The following is a 15,092-nucleotide window of genomic DNA, read 5'->3' as shown; positions in this document are numbered from 1 at the left end:
GCCAGGGGTCAACCAGCGCAGTTGGCGCACAGGCCGTGGACTTCCAGGGTCTGGGCCTGCGGTTTGAAGCCCAGTGCCTTGGCGCGTTCTTCCAGCTGGCGGACGATGTCGCGGTCTTCCAGCTCCACCGCGCTGTGGCAGCGGTTGCAGATCAGGAACGGTACCGAGTGCTGGGTGCTGCTGGGATGGTGGCAGGCGACGAACGAATTGACCGAGGCCAGCTTGTGCACAAAGCCGTTGGCCATCAGGAAATCCAGCGCGCGGTAGACCGTGGGCGGGGCATCGGCGCCGACGCCCTTGCCCTCGCGCACCCATTCCAGCAGCTCGTAGGCCTTGACCGGCTTGCCGGCCTCGGCGATCAGGCGCAGCACGTTGGCGCGGATCGGGGTCAGCCGCAATCCGCGCTCGCGGCACACCCGTTCGACCACCGCGATGAAATCCGCCGCGTCTTCGACGTGGTGGTGGGGGGCGGTGCAGGTGTGCGCGTCGGTCATGTCTACCTCGGGGAAAGTCAGGTCGTGGGGACCTTGGTCAGGGCTACATCGATGCGCTTGAGCGCTTGCTCGCGGCCGGCCAGATACACGGTGTGGGAGATATCCGGGCTGACCTGGGTGCCGGTGATGGCCACGCGCAGCGGCTGGGCGACCTTGCCCATCCCGATTTCCAGCGCGGCGGCGGCATCGTGCAGGGCGGCCGAAACGCTCTCGGCAGTCCATTCCGGCAGCGCGGCCAGCAGCTCGCGGGCCTTGGCCAGCGGAACTTCGGCGCCGGGCTTGAAGTGCTTGGCCACGGCAGCCTCGTCGTATTCGGTCAGCGGCGTGTACCAGACCACCGCCTTCTCGGCCATTTCCTTCAGCGTCTGCACGCGCTCGCGCAGGGCGATGACCACGTCGGCCGGGGCCGGGCCGGCGGCCACGTCCAGGCCCAGCTTCTGCAGCTGGTAGACCAGGTGCGGGGCGATGGATTCGGGCGTTTCGGTCTTCAGGAAGTGCTGGTTGACCCAGCCCAGCTTGGCCATGTCCAGGCGCGAGGCCTTGGAGTTGCAGTTGGTGACGTCGAACAGCGCGATCAATTCCTGGCGGGAGAACAGCTCCTGGTCGCCGTGCGACCAGCCCAGCCGGGCCAGGTAGCTCAGCAGCGCCTCGGGCAGGTAGCCGGCGTCCTTGTACTGCATCACGTCGGCCGCGCCGGTGCGCTTGGACAGCTTGGCGCCCTGCTCGTCCAGGATCATCGGCATGTGGCCGAACTTCGGCACCGGCGCGCCGATGCCTTCGTACAGGTTGATCTGGCGCGGGGTGTTGTTGATGTGGTCATCGCCACGGATGACCTCGGTGATGCCCATGTCCCAGTCGTCCACCACCACGGCGAAGTTGTAGGTGGGGAAGCCATCCGGGCGGAAGATCACCATGTCATCGAGCTCGCTGTTGGCGATCTCGATCGGGCCCTTGATCAGGTCGTCGAACACCACCGTGCCGTCGAGCGGATTCTTGAAGCGGATCACCCGGTTCGGATCGTCCCTGTAGGGCAGGTTCAGCTCGCGGGCGGCGCCGTTGTAGCGCGGCTTTTCCTGCCTGGCCATGGCGGCCTCGCGCATCGCGTCGAGCTCCTCGCGGGTCTCGTAGGCGTAGTAGGCCTTGCCGGCGGCGACCAGCTGCTCGGCCACTTCCTGGTAACGGGCCACGCGCGCGGTCTGGTAGATCGGGCCTTCGTCGTAGTCCAGCCCCAGCCACTCCATCGCTTCCAGAATCGCGTCGATCGCGCCCTGGGTGCTGCGCTCGCGGTCGGTGTCTTCGATACGCAGCACGAACTCGCCGCCACGGTGGCGCGCCTCCAGCCAGCAGTACAGCGCGGTGCGGGCGCCACCAATGTGCAGGTAACCGGTGGGACTGGGGGCGAAACGGGTGCGGCAGATCATGGCGGAACCGGAATAGGGAATCGGCCTATTTTACCCCGCGCCACCGGCCAGCACCTCCCGCCCCCAACGGGGCATTCATGGGTGGACGCTTTGACCTTCATGCAGGTGCAGGAAAGCCTGCGACGGAGCAGCGCGGAAAGCTCCCCGGCCGAGCCAAGCCGCGGCGGGAAACCGCGCGGAAACAGAACGGGCCGGCAAATGCCGGCCCGTGGGGGGTGCGGGTTAGGCGGGAATCAGTTTTCCAGCAACGGCTTGCGCGGCAGCTTTTCGTCGCGCATGGCGGCGTGATAGACGAAGCTGGCGACGATGGCGGCGGCCTGTTTCAGGTCTTCCGGCTCGGCGTGGTCCCAGGTGTCCAGGTGGCTGTGATGGACGTTGCTGAAGTAGTCCAGCCGGTCCTGGATGAACTGGAAGCCCGGCAGACCGACACGGTCGAAACTGATGTGGTCGGTGCTGCCGGTGTTGCGGGTGGCCACGGTGGTGGCACCGACGTCGTGGAACGGCGCCAGCCACGCTTCGAAGATCGGCATCACCGCCATGTTTTCCTGGGCGTAGATGCCACGGAAACGACCCGAGCCGTTGTCCATGTTGAAGTACGCGGAGAACCTGTCGTAATCGCGCTTGCGCTGCAGCGGACCGGTGGGATCACGCAGCGAGGCCGGCAACGCCTTCTGCGCGGCATCGGCCGGCTCCGGATAGGCGGCCAGGTGCTTGGCCACATAGGCCTGCGAACCGACCAGCCCCTGCTCTTCGCCGCTCCACAAGGCCACGCGGATGGTGCGCTTGGGCTTGGCGCCGACCGCCTTGAGGATGCGCATGGCTTCCATCATCACCGCCACGCCGGCGGCGTTGTCGGCCGCGCCGGTGCCGCTGTGCCAGGAATCCATGTGCGCGCCCAGCATCACGACCTCATCGGCCTTGCTGCCGCCGCGGATCTCGGCCAGCGTGTTGTAGCCGGGCTGATCGGTCTCGTCGGTGAAGCGCGCGGCCACATTGACCCGCAGTTTCACCGGCTGCTTGTTTTCCAGCGCGCGTGCCAGCGGATTGAAGTGCTCGGCGATCATCGCCAGTTCCGGAACGCCGACCGGCTCGCCGGCCTTGCGCGAACCACCGCCGGCCACGCGGATGATGCCGTTGTCCCAGCCGCTGATGCTGATCGCCGCCAGTGCGCCTTCTTCGGCGAAGAACGCATTGACGGCCTTGGCCAGCTCCTGGCGTTCGGTGTATTCGGCGATCCGCTTCGCACGGTCCTTGTTGGAGGTCCTGGGCAGGGTGAACTCCTGCAGGCCTTCCAGCGAGGTGGCGTCATGGCGGTGCGAATCGGCCTCGACGCCACGCTGGTACTCGCGCGCCTCGCCCAGCAGCAGAATCCTGCCGCGCAGCTTGCCGCGGTATTTGTCCAGATCGGCCAACTTCTTGATGGTCACCTGCACCAGCTCGCCCTCAACCGGACCGGCGGTACCCGGGGTCCACGCCTTGGGCAGCGCGTGCAGCGGCTGCACGCGCTCGCCCAGCATCTCGACGCTGGCGCTGGTGAATTCCCAGCCGCGGCCGAAATCGTCGAAGGCTTCATCGTGGGCGTTGGCCAAGCCCCATTCGTTGAACTTGCCGCGAGTCCAGGCATTGGCCCGGGTCATCGCCGGCGAGTTGCTCAGGCGTGGCCCGATGGTCTCGGTCAGATGGCTGAAGGTGTCCATCACCTGCGAGCGATGGAAGGCCTCCTGGCGGATCTTGCTGACCATATCCAGGTCAACCGGCTCTTTGGTCTGCGCCGCTACGCTCCCGGCCAACCCCATGCACACCACCAGCAAACAACGCTTGATCACTCCATTCCCCCGGCCCTTGGCCTGATTCGTCGAACAACCGAGTCTAGCCGTCGCGGTCCGATGCCTCGCCGGCCAAGAGTCATGGTCGGCGCAGGTCAGTCGAATCCGCTGCGCCGCGCGCGCACCAGCGAGGGCCGCAGCTGACGCATCCAATCCCGGTCATTGGCCACCTGCGAACGCGCACGGTTGTCGGCGAAGGCACCGAAATCCAGCTCGGCCATCGCCCACAGCTGTTTGTCGCGGGTCTGCGCCAGCACGCCCTCGGCAGGAAAACCGGCATCCATCGGCGCGAAGATCGCCGCCTCGCCGGTATTGATGTCCAGCGCCGGACTCCATTGCGCCAGGCCGGTGGTGACCGCCTGGGCGACGAACATGCGGTTTTCCAGCGCGCGCGCCAGGCAGCCCACGCGCACCCGGGTGGCTCCGGCGGCGGTATCGGTGCAACTGGGGACCACCAGCAAGCGCGCGCCGGCCTCGTATTGCGCGCGCACCGGCAGCGGAAATTCGCTGTCATAGCAGATCGCCACGCCGGCACGGATGCCATCGACATCGAACACCTTCAGCAGATCCCCGCCATCGATCAACCCGGTGGCCGCTTCGAAGCCGGTCAGCTGCAGCTTGTCCTGCCAGCCATGGGTGCCGGCCGGGGTGAACCAGTCACTGCGGTTGCGATAGCGGCCGTTGCCGGTATCAAGCAGGAAGCTGCCAGCCACGATATGCATGTCCAGCTCGCGCGCCAGCCCGTCGAACAACGCCAGCCAGTCGCGGCGATAGCGCTGGGTGCCGGCCAGCGAAGCGGCCAGATCGCTGAACACCGGGCGCCCGAGCGTGGCCGCCAGTTCCAGCGACAGGTATTCGGGCAGTACCGCGATGCGCGCACCGGCGGCGGCGGCCTGCCCGAGCACCTCGCGTTGGCGCGCGGCAAACGCGGCGAAATCGGCCGGGCAACCGACCGGGTATTTGGCCACTGCGATCTTCATGCCGTTGCCTCCAGCGGGCGGGTCCAGAAAGTGAGCGGATGCTCGACCTCGCCGTGTCCGGCCTCGTTCCAGCGCAGATGCACGGTCATGCCTGGCTGGCGGGTATAGCCGCGCTTGCGCCAGAAGGCATCGTTGCGTCGCTGTCCGGCTGGCTGCCGTGGATCGTCTTCGACGCGATCCACCGCGCAGAACGCGGTCAGCGCAAACCGGCCCAGCGCCCGCGCATGGGCCTCGCGCGCATCGAAGAAGGCGTGGCCGACACCCTGCCCGCGCCATGCCGGCAGCAGTACCGATTCGCCGAAATAGAACACCCGCGCCGGGTCGACACCCGCGTCTTCAAAGGGCTTGCGCAAGGCCGGGCCGTCTTCGACCAGCGGCAGCCCGGTGGACGCACCGACCACCTCGTCGCCGGCGCGGGCGATGACGCACAGCGCATCGGTCGTGGCCGCATAGATGCGCAGATAGTCACGCTCGCGATCTGGCTCCCCCTGATAGAGATAGGGCCAGTCGTTGAACACGGCGATGCGCAGGCGCGCCACGTCATCCAGGAACGGCAGCAGTTGCTGACCACGCAGCGCGGTGACGGTAAGGGAAGCAGTCATCGCTCAATTCTAGCCTTGCCATTGCCGGCGCCTCAGTATCGGGTCCGTGCCCGGGTGGAAGCCGGTTCATGCCACAGCAGCCACAGCCGGCGGTGCAAGGCATCGAGCAGCAGCAACTGGCCCGACTGCGGCCCTTGCGCGGTGAATCGCAGCGGGCGCGGTCCCAGCGGCAGCCAGCCCCGCCATCCCTGCGCACCATCCACCTGCGGCAGTGCGGCCATGCCGTGCTGCCGGATCGCCGCTGCCACGCCGCCTTCCAGTGTGAGCCGCAGGCAGCCCCAACGCGCGGCGGCGCCCCGCGGCAGCCGCGCGTTGGGGCGAGCCCGACCAGCCCTCGCCCTGCTCCGCCAGTTTCACCACCATTGCCACTGCCGGTGGCAGCAGCTGCCGCAGCCGCCGGGATACCCGCAGTTGCAGGCCCGTCATCGCAGGCTGCTGCCGACGTCGTACCAGTCCACCTTGCGCGTGACCCACATGATCGCGGCGAGGATCCCGAACAGCAGCAGCGAGCCCATCAGCAGGGCGTTGTTTTCCGACACCAGCAACCCGTACAGCACGCCATACAGCGCGGTGAGCAGGGTGGCAAACGCCGCCGCGCGCCGGCCGCTGTGCAATACCCCGGACAGGTAGAACGCCTGCAGGCCGATGCACGCTGCCGCCGATACCAGGTAGGCCTGCCAGAACGCGATGTGCTCGGACAGGCTGAGCAGCAGCAGGAAGAAGATCGCCAGTGCCAGCCCGACCAGCAGGTACTGCAGCGGGTGGATCCGCAGCCGCTTGATCAGTTCCAGCAGCACCAAGCCGACAAAGGTCAGCAGTACGAACAGGATGCCGTACTTGCTGGCGCGATCGGCCTGGGTGTAGACATCGACCGGATCGACCAGCGCAACCTGCAGGGCTTCAATCTCGGCAGGCGCCACCAGCGCCTGACGCAGCTGCGCCTGCGCCGCCGAGGCAAGCGAGGACACCGCCCATTCGGCCTTGAAACCGCCGTCATCCACCGTGCGCCGGTTCGGCAGGAAACTGCCCCCGAACAACGGGTGCGGCCACGGCGAGGAGATCGCCACGCGGGTGTCGTCGCCCACCGGCACCACCGACAGCGAGCGGGTGCCGTCCAGCACGAACTCCAGCTCCACCTTGCGTCCGGTAACAATCACGCCCTGGCGGGTATCGGCCAGCGGCTGCAACCTCGCATGCAGCCCCCTGGAAGCGGCGTCCAGCGCGCCGGCGCCGGGCTGCATGCGCATTGCCTGGCCATCCACGCGCAGGTTCGGGGTACCGACCAGTCCGCGCACATCGGCGATTCCCAGCGCCAGATACGGCTGGCCGTAGGTGCGCCCTTCGACCGGACGATACGGCTCATCGGCGAATTCGGCCTGCAATTGCGCGTGCCAGCTGTATACCGGCACCCGGAACAGGCCGACCCGGCGCTCATCCGGACGCATCTGTCCGCCCACCCGCAGCCGCTGCGGCAGCTGCAGCTCGAAACCCTTCCCGATCTGGATCTCGTTCTTGTGCGCGCCGCGTGCGTCGACCACTTCAACCTGCCGCTGTTCGGTCCACGGCACGATCCGCACCGGTCCGATCAGCGTCTGCGCCCCGGCCCGGCTCTGTGCCACCCGTTGCATTGCCTCGTCGCGATAGCGCTCACGGTCATGGATGGTGCCGCGGATCAGCATCAGCGGCACCAGCAGCAGCAGGATCAGCCCGCCGACAATGGCGAAGCGCAACACCAGTTTCAGGGAAGTCATGGTCCGTCCTCGGAGGGAAGGCGGGCAGACTGGCGTAGCCCGGTGTGCGGGATTTGTGGCGAATTTGAAGCGAGGGTGAAGTCAGCCGGCCGGCAACGACAGCGTCGCCTGCGCGCCGCCCTCCGCACGGTTCCGCAGCCGCACCTCGCCCCCATGCAGACGTGCCACTTCGGCCACGAACGGCAGTCCCAGCCCTGAGCTGCGCTGTCCGCTGTGCGGCCGCGCCAGTGAATAGAAACGCTCGAACACCCGCGCCAACGCGTAGTCCGGAATTCCCGGGCCGCTGTCGCCGACGGTGATCTGCCACGCCTCGTCCTGCCGCTGCAGCGCCAGCGCGATCACACCGTCCGCGGGTGAGAACGCGATGGCGTTGTCGAGCAGATTCGACAACGCCTGCCGCAGCAGCCAGGCATCACCTGACACCCATGCTTCGCCTGGTGGCTGCGCGAGTTGCAACTGCAGTCCGGCCGCCTGCAGCTGCGGCGCCGCGGTGTCGGCCAACTGCCGGCACAGCGCGCCCAACTCGACCGGGTCACGGCGCTGCAGCCAGCCATGCTGTTCCACCTCGGCCAGCCGCAACAGCTGGTCGATGGTTTCGGTCAGGCGCCGGCCCTGCTGCTCAATATTGCGTGCGAAACGCAGGCGCTCGGCCTCCGGCAGCGGCTCCTGCAGCAGTTCGGCGGCACCGCGGATCGCCGCCAGCGGGCTCTTCATCTCGTGGGTCAGCGACTGCACGTACTGCTCGACGTAAGCCTTGCCTTCGAGCTTGCGCCGCATCGTTTCCAGCGCCCGGCCCAGATCGCCGATCTCGTCGCGCCGCGGCTCCGGCGGCGGCACCGGCGCGCCGGCGCTCACCGCCTGGGCATAGCGGTTGAGCCGGCCGATACCGCGCATCAGCCACCACGTCATCACGATCCCGATCAACGCCGACAGCCCGATCAGCCACGCCCCGCGCTGGATGATGGCGCGCTGGCTGGCGGCGATGAACGGGTCGATGGTGCGGTTCGGCTGCGACAGCGTGAGCACCCCGATCAGGCTGCGACCATCGTCCGGGTCATACACCGGGGCGGCCACGTGCATCACCGTGTGGCTTTCGTCGCCCGGCACTTCGGGGCTGGAGCGGGCGCCGTACTCGCCGCGCAGGGTGCGGTAGACATCGTTCCAGCGCGAGTTGTCGCGGCCCACGTCCTGTCCACGCGAGTCGTAGACGACGATGCCGCGTGCGTCGGTCACGGTGATCCGGTAGTCGATGCTGCGCTTGGGAAAACGCCACACCATCGCCTGCGGGTTGCGCCGCTGTGCCTGCGCCAGCGCCGCGGCGAAATCGCCACTGCCGATGCGCCCGGCCCGCAGATCGGCCGCGGCCATTGTCGCCAGCACATTGGCCGCATCCACCAGAGTCGATTCCATCGCCTGGCGCACGCCCGGCTTGACCTCGTTGACGAATATCCGCATCACGAAAAACGCGGCGATACCCACAATCAGGAAGAACCCCAGGAACAGCTTCAGGCCCAGCCGCATCTCAGATCTCCAACGCGTAACCCACGCCGCGATGGGTGCGGATCGGGTCGCGCTGCGCGCCGGCCGCCCGCAACTTGGCGCGCAGGGTCTTGACGTGGGTGTCGATGGTGCGATCGGCGCTGTCGGCCTCATGGTCCCAGCCACGGTCCATCAGCTGGGCACGGCTGAGGATGGCGCCGGGGCGCTGCAGCAGTGCCGCCAGCAGTGCGTATTCGTAACGGGTCAGCTCCAGCACGGTCGGGCCGAAACGGATGCGCCGGCCTTCGCGGTCGATGGCGAAGGCGCCCTGCTGCTGCCAGCCGTCACTGGCGGACAGCGAGGAACCCGGCCGGCGCAGCCGCGCTCGCACCCGCGCCACCAGTTCGCGCGGCGAGAACGGCTTGGCCATGTAATCGTCGGCACCCAGTTCCAGCCCCAGCACGCGGTCGATCTCGTCATTGCGGGCGGTCAGGAAGATCACCGGCACCTGGCTGAAGCGGCGCAGGCTGCGGCAGACCTCGAAGCCGTTCAGGTCCGGCAGCCCGACATCCAGCACCACCACGTCGAAGCCGCCCTCGCGCAGCTGTTCCAGCGCCTGCCGGCCAAGCACGCAGTGCCGCGCCCCATAGCCCTCGCTGCGCAGCGCATAGAGCACGGTGTCGGCGATGGCGGCCTCGTCTTCGACGACCAGCACGCATGGGGATTGGGCGGACATGCCCGCCAGCATAGCCGCCACCCGCCGGCGCCCGTACACTGCCGCGATGAACTATCGCCACGCCTTCCATGCCGGCAACCATGCCGACGTGCTCAAGCACATTGTCGTACTTGCGCTGATCGACGCTTTCAAGCGCAAGGAGTCTCCGTTTTTCGTGCTCGACACCCACGCCGGGCGCGGTCGTTACCTGCTCGCCAGCGAGGAAAGCCGCAAGACCCTGGAGATCGAGGGCGGGGTGATGCGGCTGATGGCCCAGCCCAAGCTGCCGGAGGTGGTGGAGCGCTATCTCAAGGCGGTACAGGCCGACAACCCGGTCGGGGCGATGATCACCTACCCCGGCTCGCCGCTGCTGATCGCCCAATCGCTGCGGCCGCAGGACCGCCTGGCCGCCTGCGAAATGCAGGACGAGGAAGCCGCCGCGCTGAAGACGCTGTTCGCCCACGACAGCCGCGTCAGCGTCCACCACGGCGATGGCTACGCGCAGAACCGGGCACTGCTGCCGCCCAAGGCCAACGGCGCCAAGATCGGCCGCGGCCTGGTGCTGATCGATCCGCCCTACGAAGCCCAGGATGCCGAGTACCAGCGCATCCTGGCCTCGATGAGCGAGATCCTGGCACGCTGGCCGCAGGCCAGTTTCGCGATCTGGTTCCCGATCAAGCAACGCCGCAGCATCCTGCATTTCCTGCGCAAGGCGGTCGCCCTGCCGGTGAAATCGGTGCTGACCGTCGAACTGCTGATCCGCCAGGACGACTCGCCGCTGCGCCTGAATGGCAGCGGTATGCTGCTGATCAACCCGCCTTGGCAGTTCGACCGGGTACTGGCACCGGCGATGCCGGTACTGAAACAGTATCTGGGCGAACCCGGCGCCTCGACCCGGCTGGAATGGCTCAAAACCGCCGAATGATGTCGGCGCCGTCCAGGTAACTGCGACCTGAACGGCGTTCACGGGAAATAGCCATACCGGTGCCAGAATCTGCTGACTTCGGAGGAATCACCGGTCATGGCCACCCGCAATCGCATGCCGCCCTGGCATGAAAACTTCAAAGCCCCCAGCGGCCGCGAACTTTTGATCCGTCCCATCCGGCCGGAAGACGGGCCGCCGCTGCAGGGGGCCTTCGCCCTGTTCGGGCCGGAAGAGGTACGTGACCGTTTCCTGCAGTCGGTGACCGAGCTGTCCACCGAAACCGCGCAGCGTCTGACCCACCCCAATCCGAAAACCGAAATCTCGCTGGTGGCCGCCGAACCGCTGCCCCCGGGCGAGGCGGTGGTCGGCGCGATCGCCCGTGCCACGATCATTCCCGGCACCCGCGAGGCCGAATACGCGATCCTGGTCAGCCGCTTTCTGGCCGGGCAGGGGCTGGGCCGCCAGCTGATGCGCAAGCTGGTGAAATGGGCGCGCGGCAAGTATCTGGACCGCCTGTATGGCGACGTCGCCGAGGACAACGAGCCGATGCTGCAACTGGCCGCCTCGCTGGGATTCAAACCGGTGCCGCACCCCGGGGGCACGCCGGGGCTGGTGCGGATGGTGCTGGAACTGGAAGGCTGAGCCTCCGTCGCCCGGGCACATGAGCCGCTTCTGTTAAAATCGGCGGTTCATGTCGCCCTCAAAATTCCCCTCTCCGCCGCTGCCCGCTGCCGGGCACCTCCGCGCCTGGTGGCGCGCCCCCGCCTCGACCAGCGCACTGGCGTGGTACGTGGCCCGCGCCGCGGAGGCCCACACCGGCCCGCTGCTGCTAGTCACCCGCGACAACCAGAGCGCGCACCAGGCCAGCGCCGACCTGCATACGCTGCTGGGCAGTGACAGCGACCTGCCGGTGGTGCCGTTTCCCGACTGGGAAACCCTGCCCTACGACCAGTTCAGCCCGCACCCGGACATCATTTCGCAGCGGCTGTCCGCCCTGCACCGCCTGCCCATGCTCAAGCGCGGCATCGTGGTGGTGCCGGTGCAGACCCTGCTGCAACGGCTGGCGCCACTGAAGTACATCGTCGGCGGCAGTTTCGACCTGAAGGTTGGCCAGCGGCTGGACATGGAGGCGGAAAAGCGCCGCCTGGAAAGCGCCGGTTACCGCAACGTGCCGCAGGTGATGGACCCGGGCGACTTCGCCGTGCGTGGCGGGCTGCTCGATGTCTACCCGATGGGCGCGACGATCCCCCTGCGGATCGAGCTGCTGGACCAGGACATCGATTCGATCCGCGAATTCGATACCGAATCGCAGCGCTCGCTGGACCGCGTGGACGCGGTGAAAATGCTGCCCGGGCGCGAAGTGCCGCTGGACACTGCCAGCATCGAGCGGGTGCTGGCAACGCTGCGCGAGCGCTTCGACGTCGATACCCGCCGCAGTGCGCTGTACCAGGACCTCAAGGCCGGGATCGCCCCCTCGGGCATCGAATACTTCCTGCCGTTGTTCTTCGCCCGGACCGCGACCCTGTTCGACTACCTGCAGGCGGACTTCCTGACACTGCTCGCGCCGGGTGTCTCCAACGCTGCCGACGCGTTCTGGACCCAGACCGCCAGCCGCTACGAGCAGCGCCGCCACGATGTCGAGCGACCGCTGCTGCCGCCCGACGAGCTGTACCAGTCGCCGGACCTGCTGCGTGAAGCGCTCAACCAGCGGCTGCGGATCGAGGTGTGGCCGCCCGAACATGCCCGCATCGGCGAGGCGCAGGCGCTGGGCGACCAGCTGCTGCCGCCGTTGCCGGTCGCGGCCAAGGACGCACCGGCCGGACAGGCGTTGAAGTCGTTCCTCGACCACTACCCGGGCCGGGTGCTGATCGCCGCCGATTCGCCGGGGCGCCGCGAGGCGCTGCTGGAAGTGCTGCAGGCCGCCACCTTGAAGCCGCCGGTGGTGGCCGACCTGCCCGCGTTCCTGGCCGATACCGAACTCCGGTTCGCCATCACCGTGGCGCCGCTGGACGACGGCTTCGCGCTGGACACGCCGCTGATCGCGGTGCTCACCGAACGCCAGCTGTTCCCCGAGCGCGCCGGCCAGCCACGGCGCGTACGCCGCGCCGGGCGCGAGCCGGAGGCGATCATCCGCGATCTTGGCGAGCTGACCGAAGGCGCGCCGATCGTGCATGAAGATCACGGCGTCGGCCGTTATCGCGGGCTGATCGCGATGGATATCGGCGGCATGCCCGGCGAGTTCCTCGAGATCGAATACGCCAAGGGCGACCGCCTGTACGTGCCGGTGGCGCAGTTGCACCTGATCAGCCGCTACTCCGGCGCCTCGGCCGAAACCGCGCCGCTGCATTCGCTGGGCGGCGAGCAATGGACCAAGGCCAAGCGCAAGGCCGCCGAGAAGGTGCGCGACGTCGCCGCCGAGCTGCTGGAGATCCAGGCCCGTCGCCGGGCCCGCGCCGGGCTGGCGTTGCAGGTGGACCGCGCGATGTACGAGCCGTTCGCGGCCGGCTTCCCGTTCGAGGAAACCCCGGACCAGCTGGTCGCGATCGAATCCACCCTGCGGGATCTGGGCAGCAGCCAGCCGATGGACCGCGTGGTCTGCGGCGACGTCGGCTTCGGCAAGACCGAGGTGGCCGTACGCGCCGCCTTCGCCGCCGCCAGCGCCGGCAAGCAGGTCGCGGTCCTGGTGCCGACCACGCTGCTGGCCGAACAGCATTACCGCAATTTCCGCGACCGCTTCGCCGATTGGCCGCTGCGGGTCGAAGTGCTGTCACGCTTCAAGACCAGCAGGGAGATCAAGGCCGAACTGGAGAAGGTGGCCGAAGGCACCATCGATGTGATCATCGGCACCCATCGCCTGCTGCAGCCGGACGTGAAGTTCAAGGATCTGGGCCTGGTGATCGTCGATGAGGAGCAGCGTTTTGGCGTGCGCCAGAAGGAGGCGCTCAAGGCGATGCGCGCCAACGTGCACCTGCTGACGCTGACCGCCACCCCGATCCCGCGCACGCTCAACATGGCCATGGCCGGGCTGCGCGACCTGTCGATCATCGCCACGCCGCCGCCGAACCGGCTGGCGGTGCAGACCTTCATCACCCCGTGGGACCCGGCGCTGCTGCGCGAGGCGTTCCAGCGTGAACTGGCACGCGGCGGCCAGCTGTACTTCCTGCACAACGATGTGGAAAGCATGGGCCGCATGCAGCGCGACCTGGGCGAACTGGTGCCCGAGGCGCGCATCGGCGTGGCTCACGGGCAGATGCCCGAGCGCGAGCTGGAAAAGGTGATGCTGGATTTCCAGAAGCAGCGCTACAACGTGCTGCTGGCCAGCACGATCATCGAATCGGGCATCGACATTCCCAACGCCAACACCATCATCATCAACCGCGCCGACAAGTTCGGCCTGGCCCAGCTGCACCAGCTGCGGGGCCGGGTCGGCCGTTCGCACCATCGCGCCTATGCCTACCTGGTGGTGCCGCCGGACAAGCGCTCGATCAGCGCCGATGCCAACAAGCGGCTGGAAGCGATCGCCTCGATGGATGAACTGGGCGCCGGCTTCACCCTGGCCACCCATGACCTGGAAATCCGCGGCGCCGGCGAACTGCTCGGCGAAGACCAGAGCGGGCAGATGGCCGAAGTCGGCTTCAGCCTGTACACCGAGCTGCTGGAACGTGCGGTCCGTTCGATCAAGGCCGGCAAGCTGCCGGATCTGGATGCGGGCGAGGAAGCCCGTGGCACCGATGTCGAGCTGCATGTGCCGGCGCTGATTCCCGACGACTACCTGGCGGACGTGCACACCCGCCTGACCTTGTACAAGCGCATTTCCAGTGCGCGCGACAATGTGGCCCTGCGCGAACTGCAGGTGGAGATGATCGACCGCTTCGGCCTGTTGCCTGACGCCGCCAAGCACCTGTTCGCCATTGCCGAGCTGAAGTTGCAGGCCAACATGCTGGGCATCCGCAAGCTGGAGCTGGGCGAGAATGGCGGGCGCATCGTGTTCGGCGCCAAGCCGGACATCGACCCCATGGCGGTGATCCAGCTGATCCAGAAACAGCCCAAGCTCTACACCATGGAGGGGCCGGACAAGCTGCGCATCCGGCATCCGCTGCCGGAAAGCGTGGACCGCTTCAATGCCGCCCGCGCCTTGCTCGCCACGCTGTCACCCCACTGATTTTCCCCGTTGGACCCCACCCAATGTCTTTTGATGTACCCCACTCCCTCCCCGAAGACGGGGAGGGTTCCGCGTCGCTACACGTATTGGCGCTGGCCCTGGACGAGCGCGACCGCTACACCGACACCCATTGCCAACGGGTCGCCCGGATCGCGCTCGCTCTGGGCCAACGCTGTGAACTGTCCACCGAGCGGTTGTCGCATCTTTCGCTGGCGGCGCGCTTCCATGACGTCGGCAAGATCGGCATCCGTGACAACGTCCTGCTGCATCCCGGCCATCTGGGCGAGGAGCAGATGGAATCGATGCGCACCCATCCCGACCGCGGTGCGCGCCTGTTCGCGGCCAGCGGCCGGCGCGATGCCGCCGCCGTTGCGCGGTTGATCCGCCACCATCACGAAGCCTATGACGGCAGTGGTTACCCGGCAGGATTGAAGGGTCGCGAGATTCCGCTGGAAGCCCGCATCCTGACCATCGCCGACGGCTATGACGCGATGACGTCCAAGCGCCCGTATCGCGGGCCGATGCCGCATTCGCGGGCGATGCGGATCCTGGCCGACGGACAGGAAGGCCTGATCGACCCGGACGTGTTCCGCGAGTTCACCTGCATCATCAAGGCCAGCGCGTTGCTGGAGGCCTGACCCCCACCCTGCGGCCGGGCGCCGCCCGGCGCTACAGCAGTCGAGGCGGCATCCGCGTATCCGGGCAGGGCCGACGCCGGACCTTCCCCACAACAGAAA

Annotated in this window: 13 protein-coding genes; 4 read left to right on the top strand and 9 right to left on the bottom strand. The window is 67.7% G+C overall.

What is annotated here, in order from left to right:
- Positions 1-8: 8 nt before the first annotated feature.
- From QZH66_RS02945 to creB, 9 genes are all read right to left on the bottom strand, one after another.
- Complete coding sequence (locus tag QZH66_RS02945) at positions 9-494, bottom strand: Fur family transcriptional regulator (protein WP_054660932.1); 486 nt, start codon at positions 492-494, stop codon at positions 9-11.
- Positions 495-511: 17 nt separating this feature from the next.
- Positions 512-1,915, bottom strand: coding sequence for a glutamate--tRNA ligase (gene gltX, locus QZH66_RS02940; protein WP_305804454.1), 1,404 nt, complete (start codon positions 1,913-1,915; stop codon positions 512-514).
- A 233-nt stretch (positions 1,916-2,148) separates the two neighbouring features.
- On the bottom strand, positions 2,149-3,711 hold the full coding sequence (locus QZH66_RS02935; protein ID WP_305804503.1) for a M20/M25/M40 family metallo-hydrolase: 1,563 nt from the start codon (positions 3,709-3,711) through the stop codon (positions 2,149-2,151).
- 125 nt (positions 3,712-3,836) lie between these two features.
- Positions 3,837-4,721, bottom strand: coding sequence for a carbon-nitrogen hydrolase family protein (locus QZH66_RS02930; RefSeq protein WP_305804453.1), 885 nt, complete (start codon positions 4,719-4,721; stop codon positions 3,837-3,839).
- Positions 4,718-5,323 (bottom strand): GNAT family N-acetyltransferase, encoded by a 606-nt coding sequence (locus QZH66_RS02925; protein ID WP_305804452.1) that lies wholly within the window; start codon positions 5,321-5,323, stop codon positions 4,718-4,720. Before QZH66_RS02925 ends, QZH66_RS02930 begins: the two co-directional genes overlap by 4 nt.
- 32 nt (positions 5,324-5,355) lie before the next feature.
- Positions 5,356-5,571 (bottom strand): hypothetical protein, encoded by a 216-nt coding sequence (locus QZH66_RS02920; protein ID WP_305804451.1) that lies wholly within the window; start codon positions 5,569-5,571, stop codon positions 5,356-5,358.
- A gap of 174 nt (positions 5,572-5,745) precedes the next feature.
- A complete protein-coding gene (gene creD / locus QZH66_RS02915) occupies positions 5,746-7,074 on the bottom strand; it encodes a cell envelope integrity protein CreD (protein ID WP_305804450.1) in 1,329 nt (442 codons plus the stop codon).
- A gap of 81 nt (positions 7,075-7,155) precedes the next feature.
- Entirely contained in the window at positions 7,156-8,595 is a 1,440-nt protein-coding gene (gene creC, locus QZH66_RS02910) for a two-component system sensor histidine kinase CreC (protein ID WP_305804449.1), read from the bottom strand.
- 1 nt (position 8,596) lies between these two features.
- The gene (gene creB / locus QZH66_RS02905; RefSeq protein ID WP_305804448.1) at positions 8,597-9,289 is read right to left on the bottom strand and encodes a two-component system response regulator CreB; all 693 of its coding nucleotides are present in this window, start codon (positions 9,287-9,289) and stop codon (positions 8,597-8,599) included.
- Positions 9,290-9,335: 46 nt separating this feature from the next.
- Between creB and rlmJ the strand changes: the two genes are divergently transcribed.
- The 4 genes from rlmJ to QZH66_RS02885 all read left to right on the top strand — a co-directional run bounded on the left by rlmJ (position 9,336) and on the right by QZH66_RS02885 (position 14,993).
- Positions 9,336-10,193: a 23S rRNA (adenine(2030)-N(6))-methyltransferase RlmJ gene (rlmJ, locus tag QZH66_RS02900; RefSeq protein ID WP_305804447.1), complete on the top strand. Its 858-nt coding sequence runs from the start codon at positions 9,336-9,338 to the stop codon at positions 10,191-10,193.
- Between the two features lie 96 nt (positions 10,194-10,289).
- Positions 10,290-10,835 carry a GNAT family N-acetyltransferase gene (locus QZH66_RS02895; RefSeq protein WP_305804446.1) on the top strand — a complete coding sequence of 182 codons (546 nt, stop codon included), beginning with the start codon at positions 10,290-10,292 and terminating at the stop codon, positions 10,833-10,835.
- 49 nt (positions 10,836-10,884) lie between these two features.
- Positions 10,885-14,355, top strand: a complete 3,471-nt coding sequence (mfd, locus tag QZH66_RS02890; RefSeq protein WP_305804445.1) for a transcription-repair coupling factor — start codon at positions 10,885-10,887, stop codon at positions 14,353-14,355.
- A gap of 23 nt (positions 14,356-14,378) precedes the next feature.
- A complete protein-coding gene (locus QZH66_RS02885; protein ID WP_305804444.1) occupies positions 14,379-14,993 on the top strand; it encodes an HD domain-containing phosphohydrolase in 615 nt (204 codons plus the stop codon).
- The last annotated feature ends 99 nt before the right edge of the window (positions 14,994-15,092 follow it).

Origin of the sequence: Stenotrophomonas sp. YIM B06876 (genome assembly GCF_030711595.1) — a bacterium.
GTDB lineage: Bacteria > Pseudomonadota > Gammaproteobacteria > Xanthomonadales > Xanthomonadaceae > Stenotrophomonas.
The sequence above is the reverse complement of the archived record's forward strand: the minus strand, read 5'-3'. Positions and strand labels throughout refer to the sequence as shown.

Coding starts and splice junctions, on each gene's coding strand:
- QZH66_RS02895 (WP_305804446.1), top strand. CDS start 10,290: ATGGCCACCCGCAATCGCATGCCGCCCTGGCATGAAAACTTCAAAGCC.
- mfd (WP_305804445.1), top strand. CDS start 10,885: ATGTCGCCCTCAAAATTCCCCTCTCCGCCGCTGCCCGCTGCCGGGCAC.
- gltX (WP_305804454.1), bottom strand. CDS start 1,915: ATGATCTGCCGCACCCGTTTCGCCCCCAGTCCCACCGGTTACCTGCAC.
- creC (WP_305804449.1), bottom strand. CDS start 8,595: ATGCGGCTGGGCCTGAAGCTGTTCCTGGGGTTCTTCCTGATTGTGGGT.
- creD (WP_305804450.1), bottom strand. CDS start 7,074: ATGACTTCCCTGAAACTGGTGTTGCGCTTCGCCATTGTCGGCGGGCTG.
- creB (WP_305804448.1), bottom strand. CDS start 9,289: ATGTCCGCCCAATCCCCATGCGTGCTGGTCGTCGAAGACGAGGCCGCC.
- rlmJ (WP_305804447.1), top strand. CDS start 9,336: ATGAACTATCGCCACGCCTTCCATGCCGGCAACCATGCCGACGTGCTC.
- QZH66_RS02925 (WP_305804452.1), bottom strand. CDS start 5,323: ATGACTGCTTCCCTTACCGTCACCGCGCTGCGTGGTCAGCAACTGCTG.
- QZH66_RS02930 (WP_305804453.1), bottom strand. CDS start 4,721: ATGAAGATCGCAGTGGCCAAATACCCGGTCGGTTGCCCGGCCGATTTC.
- QZH66_RS02885 (WP_305804444.1), top strand. CDS start 14,379: ATGTCTTTTGATGTACCCCACTCCCTCCCCGAAGACGGGGAGGGTTCC.
- QZH66_RS02945 (WP_054660932.1), bottom strand. CDS start 494: ATGACCGACGCGCACACCTGCACCGCCCCCCACCACCACGTCGAAGAC.
- QZH66_RS02935 (WP_305804503.1), bottom strand. CDS start 3,711: ATGGGGTTGGCCGGGAGCGTAGCGGCGCAGACCAAAGAGCCGGTTGAC.